This window comes from Sphingobium sp., assembly GCF_003248505.1.
In the GTDB taxonomy this organism is placed as follows: domain Bacteria; phylum Pseudomonadota; class Alphaproteobacteria; order Sphingomonadales; family Sphingomonadaceae; genus Sphingobium.
The window spans coordinates 1-9,511 of record NZ_QFOA01000097.1 but is presented as its reverse complement, the minus strand read 5'-3'; the positions used below and the strand labels follow the sequence as shown (position 1 = coordinate 9,511).

Genomic DNA, 9,511 nt, shown 5'->3' with positions numbered 1-9,511 from the left:
TCTGGGCTTCATCTTCGTTCCTTCGTCACTACGACGAAGCCCAGATCCTCCTTAAATCACAACCTCAAATCTGTGCCATTGGTGCTGACGGCGGACAATACGGTCGGCATTGATGCGTCGGGCGAGTTCTGCGTCAAGATCGATACCGTCCAGATCAACGGGACCGAGACCCGACGCCGCTATGACGAGCTGCGCCATCACGACCATCATCTCTCGCCTTTCGCAGCGATCATTCTCGCTGAGACAGGTCTCGCCATGTCGTTCGAGAAACTGGTCGACTGGTCGTGCGACCAGATCGGTACCTTCGAGCCCGGCTATGATGCGCTCGCGCAGGAACTCGGACTGATCGCACCCCAGATGCGCCTTGTCACCGAATCGGAAATATCCCGCGACGCTTTTGTGCATTGGCATGGGGCGCTCGGCGCCGGCCCCGCCGATGGCGCGATGCGCAACATCACCGGTCAAAATGTCTGGTTGCAGGCGCGGGACAGCCAAGCCGGGATGGATGTAAAGCTCGGTCTCGATGCGAATGGCGGCGAATGGTCGGTCGAGATCAACGCTCCCCCGGTGGCGGGCGATCATAATCGCCTGTCCGGGATTGCGCGCGATCCGAGCGGTGGATTGCATCTGCTGCGCCAAGGCTGGTTGCGTGGCCGACGGCCAGCGCCCGATATCCGAGAGCAGGAATTCGCCGAGAAGGCCGGGCTTACGGCGATACCGGTCGTAGCCACCGGAAAGGCCGCAGCGCGCCGCTGGTTTCTCGTCGCAAGTCTCGACGACCCGCTCGAACGCATTCGCCGCACCACTGCGCGGTTCGTCGAACTCTGCGAAAGGACGCGCACCGGGAAGACTGTTGGTGGCAGCGACGACAAGATCGCATTTGTCACTGATTTCGAGCAGCTGTTCGCCAACGTCGCGACGCTCGACGCGGTGCGTACCGACCCGGTGTCGTCAGACTATGGGGCCTATCTCAGCCTCATCAAGCGCGGCACCTGCTTTCTACCATATGCCACGCCGGACGGGATCGCCTTTGCCCCGTCGCGCTTCATCGGCTATGTCGGTAATAGTTTTGCCCGCCATTCCGCCAACGAGGCCCGCGACGGGCGTCTGACCAACGGTGCGATCAATACGGTCCTCGGTTACGCGCCGGTGCTCGAACTGGCTCTGGAAGAGCAGTATCAACAGTTTTGTGCGCGGCTCGGCTTTGCCCCATCCAAAACCGGGACGTTCGGTGTCGCCCGCAAATATTGGCTCACCGCCGATATGCTTGACCGCCTCGACCTGCTGGCAGAGCAAAAGGTCGTCGAAGACCCAACGCTTACGGCCACCCAGAAAGAGCAGCTGATCCAAGCGCGCATCGGGCAGGGTGAATTCCGGCACGCACTGCTGAGCCATTGGCGGAGCCGGTGCTGCGTCACCGACTGCGCGATCCGCCCGGTACTGCGCGCGTCGCATATCAAGCCCTGGCGGGTATCGTCGAACCGCGAACGGCTTGATCGCTTCAATGGATTGCTGCTGGTCGCCAATGTCGATGCACTGTTCGACCGCTTCCTGATCTCGTTCAGCGACATGGGTGAGATGCTGATCGGACCAGATATCGATCAGGAAGATCTTATCGTCCTAGGTTGTGATCCTGCCCGGCGCATAGCAATGTCCGCCGGGCATTCTCCCTATTTGGAATGGCACCGCGCTGAATTCCGCGCACGAGGTGGCAAGGGTTGATGTTCGGGCAGCAGGCAGTGAGGACCTTTTCGTTGTCGACCAGGTTCAGCCGTTGTCCGCCCACTGATGAACGGCAGCTTCCGGCAGCAGCTGTCGGGCCAAGGGATGGCTATCCGGCAGCAGCGCTACCGTAGAGATTGCTCCCCCGTGTTGATCAGCTACTAACGAGCCGGGCTGCGCGTAATTGCCGCAGGCTCGATCCTTAATTGCCGGGGGCGCATGACACCGCACGAATTCCTGAAAAAATGGCGCAATGTGGAGCTGAAGGAGCGATCCGCATCCCAGAGCCATTTTAACGATCTGTGCGCGCTCCTTGGCGTGCTCGATCCGGTCTCGGCGGACCCCAAGGGCGAATGGTTTACGTTCGAGAAGGGCGCCAACAAGACGAGCGGCGGCAATGGCTGGGCCGATGTGTGGCGACGCGAATGTTTCGGATGGGAGTATAAGGGGCGCCACGCCAATCTAGACAAGGCGTACAGTCAGCTCCTGCAATATTCGGTAGCGCTGGAAAACCCGCCGCTGCTGATCGTGTCCGACATGAACCGGATCGTGATCCGCACCAACTGGACCAACAGCGTCCAGGAAACGCACGAGATCGCGCTGGAGGACCTGACGGATGGCGCAGTGCGCGATCGGTTGAAGGCAGCGTTTGTCGATCCCGAGCAGTTCAAGCCTGCCAAGTCGCGCCAGGAACTGACCGAGGAGACGGCGCGCGAATTCGTCGGCATCGCCCAGCGGCTTCGCGATCGCGGGCACGAGGCGCATCGCGTAGCCCATTTCGTCAACCAGCTCGTCTTCTGCATGTTCGCCGAGGATGTCGGGCTGCTCCCCGACAATCTGTTCACCAAGATGCTGAGCGCCAGCAAGGCGCGGCCCGAACGGTTCGAGGGGAATGCCGCCAAGCTGTTCGGAGCGATGGCAACGGGTGGCGACATCGATTTCACGCCGATCGACTGGTTCAACGGCGGGCTGTTCACCGATGCCAGCGTGCTGCCGGTCGAGAGCGAAGACATCGACCAGCTGCTCGCCGCCGCCCGGCGGGACTGGTCGCAGATCGACCCGTCGATCCTGGGCACGCTGTTCGAACGCGGGCTGGACCCCGCCAAGCGCAGCCAGCTGGGCGCGCATTACACCGATCGCGACAAGATCATGATGATCGTTCGCCCGGTCATCATCGAACCGCTGGAGGCCGAATGGGCCGAGGCGCTAGCAAAGATAACCAGACTGATCGAGAAGGCGCCCAAGCGCACCGCCGAAAAGCTGCTGACCCCGGCGGAACGCGGGCGGGCGACGCGGATGCTGGCCGAGGCAACGGTGATCCATTCGACGTTCATCGAACGGCTGGCCAATTTCCGCGTGCTCGATCCCGCCTGCGGATCGGGCAATTTCCTGTATGTCGCGTTGAAGGCGCTGAAGGACATCGAGCACCGCGCTAATCTGGATGCCGAAGCGCTGGGCCTGCCGCGCGGCTTTCCCCGCGTGGGGCCGGAATGTCTGCTGGGGATCGAACTAAATCCCTATGCCGCCGAATTGGCGCGGGTGAGCGTGTGGATCGGCGAGATCCAGTGGATGCGGCGCAACGGATTCGACGCCGCGAAGAACCCAATCCTGCGCCCGCTGGATACGATCGAGTGCCGGGATGCGGTGCTGAACGCTGATGGCACGCGGGCGGAGTGGCCGGTGGCGGATGTGGTGGTGGGCAACCCGCCGTTTCTGGGCAATAAGAAGATGATCGGAGAGCTTGGCGAGGAGTACACCATCGCGCTGCGTAAGGCGTGGCCGAAAGTGCCGGGCGGTGTCGATCTCGTCTGCTACTGGTTCGCGATGGCGTGGACGATGATTGAAGCCGGGCGTCTGCAACGCGCGGGGCTAGTATCGACCAACTCGATCCGTAGCGGAACGAATCGTGAGGTCCTCACTCCTGTAGTCGAGCACGGTCGGATTTTCGAAGGTTGGAGCGACGAGCAGTGGACCGTGGATGGCGCTGCGGTTCGCGTTTCGATGATCTGCTTCGATCGCGGGGCCGACGTCCGAGCGACGCTAGATGGCGTAAGCGTGGAGCGAATTTTTGCTGACCTATCGGCTAAGCGCGGAGGCGTCGATCTTACGTCCGCAGGCAGATTGCCGACGAACCGGAGCGTGGCATTTCAAGGTCCAGTGAAGGTAGGCGCTTTTGACATAGACGGCGCCCTTGCGCGACATTGGTTAGTGTCGCCACTTAACCCAAATGGGCGACCCAATCGAGATGTCGTGCGCCCCCTCCTTAATGGCCAGGACATAACGCAAAGGCCGTCGGATCGGTGGATCATCGACTTTGGTACTGCATCGGAAGCCGACGCGGCGGTCTATGAAATGCCGTTTGAGCATGTCCGGGAGTTTGTGAAGCCCTTTAGGGATACTAATCGCCGCGATCGACGACGCTTGTTCTGGTGGCAGCACGGTGAAACCGTTCCGGGCATCAAGAAGGCTTCGGTTGAATTGAGCCGCGCGATTTTCACACCCCGCGTTGCGAAGCACCGCCTTTTCGTCTGGACGAATCCAAGCGTACTTCCAGATAGTCGGGTGGTTGTCGTGTGTCGCGACGACGACACCACTTTCGGGGTACTGCATTCGAAATTCCACGAGTATTGGTCGCTCGCACTCGGAGGTTGGCATGGAGTAGGCAATGACCCGCAATACACGCCCTCTCTAGGGTTCGAGACCTTTCCCTTCCCCGAGGGTATGACCCCGAACATTCCCGCCGCCGACTATGCCGATGATCCCCGTGCCCAGGCAATCGCCGCCGCTGCCGGGCGGCTGAACGAACTGCGCGAGAACTGGCTCAACCCCGCCGATCTGGTCGTGCGCGAGCCCGAAGTGGTGCCCGGCTATCCCGATCGCATCCTGCCTAAGGACGAGGCGGGGGCGAAGGAGCTGAAGAAGCGGACGCTGACCAACCTCTACAATGCCCGCCCGCAATGGCTGGCGAACGCGCACGCCGCGCTCGATGCGGCGGTGGCCGACGCCTATGGCTGGGGCGAGGACTGGCGCGCCGGGCTGCTGGACGAGGACGAAATCCTGGCCCGCCTGTTCGCGCTGAATCAAAGCCGTTCGGCTGTGAAAAAGTAACGCCCGCCACGCGCAGCCGGAAGCTGAGCTGGACGTCAGCTCCAGGCGGGAGCCGACGTTCGCCGTACAGCTCTGGAACGGCAGGTAAGTCTAAGGTCCGGTCTACCGATGTCGACCCATTATTGCCGTTTAGACTGCAAATTCGGATGCCCAGATCCGGCCCGTCCGCTTTTTCGGCAGCTTCCGCCAGAACCAGCCATTCGTTCAACACGAAGCCTTCTGGTAGCAATGTTCTCATTTTCGCCGTTGCCGAGTTCGTCGGCGCTTATTCACGGCAGTCCGTCGGCTTCATTTCTGCCGAAGCAGTTCGGCCCCTGTCGTCTGCGGTTGAGCCCCCCCAATCAGGGCTCGACGCAGGCCGTCAGACGGTCATAAGGAACGGGCACTGAACATATGGGCGACCCAAATGATTGAGCAATTTCGAGAAGTTAAACTCGGCGCTAGGCGCGAAGACTTCCTGGCCTTACGAGAGGCGATGATCGCCGTCGACACCGCGAGCTGGCCATATTTGAAGGACCGAGATCTCGATTTCTCGCCGGGTGGGACATCAGTGTTATTTGCCCATCGCGAAGGGGTCCTGCCGAACGCTGACCTCTCAGTGGCCTGGTATAGCGGTCAGGTGACCATCGGGAACATCGTGCCCGAGAATTTCGGGCAGCTTTCGATGGCCGAATATAATGATCTGCTCGTGGACTTCTATCGGGCTCGCTTCGCGCCGGCGGCTGCCAAGCTCGGATTGCAGCCCGAATTGACGGAGGCTCGTCGCGACCTGAGCGAATGGATCAACGTCGGTGCGGTTCGTCAGCTAGTAGCCTTCTCTAACCTCGCGAACAAAGGGACCGGCGCGTCCCACCCAAACGATCGGCAGCGCTGGCTCGATTTCATCATTCGCGTTCATGACGAGGGCAGGCACTTGCCGCCAGAGATCCTCGAGAAGTGGTTGATCGACGAACTTCATTGGCCCGAAAGCGTTGCCTCCGACCTCGCGATTGAATTCGACGGCGCCGCGGAGCTTCTGAAGCGCTACGACGAAACCCGATGAGCGCGGTCGCCGACGTCGCGGCTTCCATCGTTGCTGCAGGCGCACCACTCCTTTTCATCGACACATGCTCGCTCCTCGATATCGTCCGGGGACAGCGGGATGCCTTCACGCGTGACCAGGCAACGGCAGCGGTGACGATCATCGATCTCATTGAAGCGGGGAAGCTATCGCTCGTGCTTCCCGAACAGATCACCAACGAGATGGCGGACAATCTCCAAGGCGTGCAGAAGGATGGCACTAAGTCTATCCGGGCGCTCAATGACCGGGTGCGCCAGATGCACGAGATCATGATGGCGTTCGGCGGAACCGGGCCGGCGATCGTCCTCCCGGCGCCTACTGACTATGAAAATCTTGCCGATGCGATCGTGGCACGATACCTCGCCAAATCGAGCATCACGGAGACAACCAAATCGGCAACCCATAAGGCTGCCCAGCGCGTCATCACGGCGAAGGCGCCTGCAGCAAGCGGCAAACAGTCGTACAAGGACTGCCTGGTACTTGAATCGTGCCTCGAAGTCCTTTCCGCTGCGCGGTCGCTCGGCTTTAGCGCGGGCGCGTATTTCTTGTCGTCGAACATCGCGGAATATGGTGACGCTGCGAAGAAATCTCTTCATCCGCAATTGGTGACTGAATTTGCGGCACATCGGCTCGATTTCGCCAAGAGCTTCCTAGAGCTTCGCTACACGATTGCGATCGCGGCTCTATAGACGCGATCAGACTACAACGCACATGGAGAAGGTGCGGAGACATCAATGCCGCAATTTGTACGAAACGGGCCTATCATACCGGACAAGTTGGTCCAGGAACTAGAGGATGATCGTGTCGTCATCTTTTGCGGCGCAGGAGTTTCGATGGGTGCTGGGTTGCCGAGCTATAACGGTCTCGTCGCTCACTGCTACAAAACCCTGACCCATCCAACCCCGACCGACGATAAAGAATGGCTCTGGCCCGATCGTATGCTCGGGGCTTTGGAGAGCCGATATACGCCCGCGAATGTTCGCCAGATTGTCGCCACGCGCCTAAATCGACGTCCGACGAGCTTAGCGCTGCATCGTGCCATTCTTCGCCTCTCGCGGCTTCGGCGCAGCGAGGGCATGCGTCTGGTCACCACGAATTTCGACACCTTCTTCGAGAAGGCACGCCGGGGCTTGGACTTCGGTCGCGACTTCCAGTACCATGCAGGGCCGATCCTACCCATCCCGCGCGACGATCGCGCAGCCAGTTGGCGCAGCCTGATCTATCTCCACGGGCGCCTTGGAGGATCAGATCAACACCTCGTATTGACCAGTTCCGACTTCGGGCGAGCTTATCTAACCGAGGGCTGGGCCGCGCGATTTATCGTCCGGCTCTTTGCAGATTTCACCGTGCTTTTTCTGGGATACAGCCTGAACGATCCGGTGCTGCGCTACATGACCGACGCGTTCGCTGCGGAAAATCTCGAGATGCGATCTGGTCAACCGCGAGGGCCGGCGTACATCTTCTCGCCTTATGAGGGCGCCGAGCCGCCGGAAAGCCAGCCGTACCGCGATCGCAACCTCGAGCCGATTTTCTATTCGGACGCAACGGATCATGCGGCGCTGCGTGAGACGATTGTCCAGTGGGCCGATTGGCGTGAGGACTATCTCTCGAGCGTCGGCCGAGTCATCAGCGATATCGCGCCCCGCCGTCCAGACGCGATCGACCCGACCGACACCGCGAATCTGATCTGGGCCGTCGCTGGGCGGGCGGACGATCAGGGGTACGGAGCACGAACCTTCGCCGCGGTGGAGCCACGCCCGCCAATCGAATGGCTGTCGCTCTTCGAAGCGACCGATCTTGCGCGCTCGGAGGCTCATCAGGAAACGGTGAGGCAAGCTGCAATGGCCGCAAGGATCGCCCCGCCGGAGCCAGAGCTCGATTTCATACCGCTATTTCCGCTGCAGTCTAACAGTCGGCACATGGCGCTGACATCGACCGGCTACGGGCTGCTGGCGTGGTTTTGCCGGCACCTAGGGACCGAGAGTTTCGTAGATCACGTCATCGAAAAGCTCGGGCAAGGGCGGATGCTTCATCCGCGTTTGCGCCAGGCGATCCGGCGACAGCTCCCGCAAGAACTGGGGTTGCGCGAAGGCTTCAAGCGCTTCTGGTGGATCGTCTCGTCCGAAGGGGGCTGGGTTAGCGCGCGTCGGCGAGACGATCCCGGTTCGCTTTGGACTGCGCAGGGTGGCTATACGTCAGGCGCTGATCGTGAGTGGGTACGTCAAGAAGTTCTGGCAGGCCTGCGACCGCTGCTCGATTTCTCTGCGTCCAGCTATCGCAGCTATCGCGACGCTACCCATCCAGAGCAAGCGGCGGATCCTGTCGGGGACCGGATTTCGGAGATTGCCGATGCGGAGGTAGAACTTGCGGATCGCAACCACGTCAAGGGATTCATCGATACCGTTAACGGCAGCCCGGGTGCCGCGGAATTTTGGGCATGGCTGAACGACGATCTGACCGGCCTCCTGGCCCAAGCCTTGCACCTGTTTGCGGCGGCAGATGAGGCGAATGCCGATAATGATCCGAGCGCCCTGCAGCGCCCTTCAGTTGAGCCGCACCAGCAGAATTATCAGCACCGCCAATGGACCCTGCTTTTCGATCTGATCTGGACGGGTTGGGAGCATATCGACGGCCATGATGCCGCAGCGAGCCGTGCGATCGTGGCACGATGGCGTACGCTGCCGTACCTGTCCTTCCGACGGCTCGTCGCCGCCGCAGTGACCCACAGTGGTCATTTCAGCGACACCGAGAAAGTGGAGATACTGTTAAATGGCTAAGACACCGATGATCTGGGCGTCGGGTGCCAGGAAGGAGGCTATGGCCTTGCTCGGCTCGCTATGGGCAAGTGGGTCGGCGGTCTCACGGGAGCGGATTGTCGAAACCCTGCTCGCCGGACCCTCACCAGATGTTCTCTCGCGCGTCTCCGAGGAGGACCGCGAACGGTCACGCGATCGGCGGATCTTCGACCGTCTGATCGTGGTCGCCCGGGTCGGCAATCCGCCTTTGGATCCGCGTCTTCGATCGGAACTGGATCGCATCGAAGCGGCCTATCCTGGGTGGGCGGCCCCTGAGGGCGAACGCGCTATGTTTTCAACTTGGTCCGAATTCAGACTTGGCTCCGCCACCGATTACGGCGTCGATGATCTGGCCAATCTGCCCCAGGAGGAACTCGTCTCGACGCTACAAGGGACGACGGACCTTCGTGAAGGCCTTCTCGACGCTTGGAAACAGTTCGCCGATACGGACCCCGAGGGCGCGATCGCTGTCCTCGAACTGACCGCGCACAGTGCTAATCCTGGACCTGGGGATATTTGGGAATATGGTTTGTGGGGCTTGCGGGAGAGCGCGAAGCGGCCGGAGCGCCGATCAAGAATCCTGGCCGCGCTCGAGAGTGTTCCCGACGCACTAATCAATGAGCCGGATTTAGCGCGAGCCTGCGCCGATTTTCTGGAAGCAGTTGCCGGAAGTCGTCCGTCGCCGACCGGCGAGGATGCGGTGTGGCGGCTGTTCGATCGCACCCTAGCCCAACTTGAACAGTGCTTTTGGAAAAGGCATTTTTGTTCAATGACATGCACGCACCGGCGCGAGTGTTACCACTACATTTTTGGGTTTGGTTGAGCT

The 9,511-nt window shown here is 60.8% G+C and carries 6 protein-coding genes; all 6 read left to right on the top strand.

Annotated elements, in window-relative coordinates; genetic code table 11:
• Nucleotides 1-1,722: HNH endonuclease (locus tag DI606_RS18150; RefSeq protein ID WP_293985297.1), on the top strand; the 1,722-nt coding region annotated here is incomplete at its 5' end.
• A 219-nt stretch (nt 1,723-1,941) separates the two neighbouring features.
• Nucleotides 1,942-4,830 (top strand): class I SAM-dependent DNA methyltransferase, encoded by a 2,889-nt coding sequence (locus tag DI606_RS18145; RefSeq protein ID WP_291547167.1) that lies wholly within the window; start codon nt 1,942-1,944, stop codon nt 4,828-4,830.
• Between the two features lie 406 nt (nt 4,831-5,236).
• Nucleotides 5,237-5,872, top strand: a complete 636-nt coding sequence (locus DI606_RS18140) for a hypothetical protein (protein WP_293985296.1) — start codon at nt 5,237-5,239, stop codon at nt 5,870-5,872.
• Nucleotides 5,869-6,579, top strand: coding sequence for a PIN domain-containing protein (locus tag DI606_RS18135; RefSeq protein ID WP_291547163.1), 711 nt, complete (start codon nt 5,869-5,871; stop codon nt 6,577-6,579). Before DI606_RS18140 ends, DI606_RS18135 begins: the two co-directional genes overlap by 4 nt.
• A 144-nt stretch (nt 6,580-6,723) precedes the next feature.
• Entirely contained in the window at nt 6,724-8,667 is a 1,944-nt protein-coding gene (locus DI606_RS18130; RefSeq protein ID WP_293985295.1) for an SIR2 family protein, read from the top strand.
• A gap of 40 nt (nt 8,668-8,707) precedes the next feature.
• Complete coding sequence (locus DI606_RS18125) at nt 8,708-9,508, top strand: hypothetical protein (protein WP_293985294.1); 801 nt, start codon at nt 8,708-8,710, stop codon at nt 9,506-9,508.
• Nucleotides 9,509-9,511: the final 3 nt, after the last annotated feature.